Annotated in this window: 1 pseudogene; it reads right to left on the reverse strand. The window is 63.8% G+C overall.

Annotated features, from left to right (window positions below):
• Nucleotides 1–909, reverse strand: a pseudogene (locus D6877_RS16790) (aminotransferase class V-fold PLP-dependent enzyme); the annotation flags it as partial.

Below are 909 nucleotides of genomic sequence, written 5' to 3' on the forward strand. Positions count from 1 at the left end.
CGTTTTCCACTGCGCGGATTTCTTCGCGGATGCGGATCATCGCGTCGCAGAAGCGGTCCAGTTCTTCCTTGGATTCGCTTTCGGTCGGCTCGATCATCAGCGTGCCGGCGACCGGGAACGACATGGTCGGCGCGTGGAAGCCGAAGTCGATCAGGCGTTTGGCGACGTCATCGACGCTGATGCCGCTGCTGTCTTTCAATGGACGCAGATCGAGAATGCACTCGTGCGCCACCAGGCCGTTGCTGCCGGTGTACAGCACTGGGTAATGCTCTTCGAGGCGGCGGGAAATGTAGTTGGCATTGAGGATCGCCAGTTGCGAAGCGCGCTTCAGACCGGCGCCACCCATCATGCGGATGTACATCCAGGTGATCGGCAGAATGCTCGCGCTGCCGAACGGTGCCGCACAGACCGCGCCTTCCTTGCGTTCCATCTGGCCGTGGCCGGGCAGGAACGGGGTCAGGTGCGATTTGACGCCGATCGGGCCGACGCCCGGGCCGCCACCGCCGTGGGGGATGCAGAAGGTTTTGTGCAGGTTCAGGTGCGAAACGTCGCCGCCGAACTTGCCCGGTGCGCAGAGGCCGACCATGGCGTTCATGTTGGCGCCGTCGATATACACCTGGCCGCCGTTGTCGTGAATGATCGCGCAGATCTCGCGGATGCCTTCTTCGAACACGCCGTGGGTCGACGGGTAGGTGATCATCAGCGCGGCGAGGTGTTCGCGGTGCTCGATGGCTTTGGCGCGCAGGTCTTCAATGTCGACGTTGCCACGTGCATCGCACGCGGTAACGACCACGCGCATACCGGCCATTTGCGCGGTGGCCGGGTTGGTGCCGTGGGCCGACGACGGGATCAGACAGATGTCGCGGCGCTCATCGCCTCGGCTCTGGTGGTAGGCGCGGATCGCCAGGA

The sequence above is a fragment of the Pseudomonas sp. Sample_9 genome (genome assembly GCF_004307535.1).
GTDB lineage: Bacteria > Pseudomonadota > Gammaproteobacteria > Pseudomonadales > Pseudomonadaceae > Aquipseudomonas > Aquipseudomonas mercuritolerans.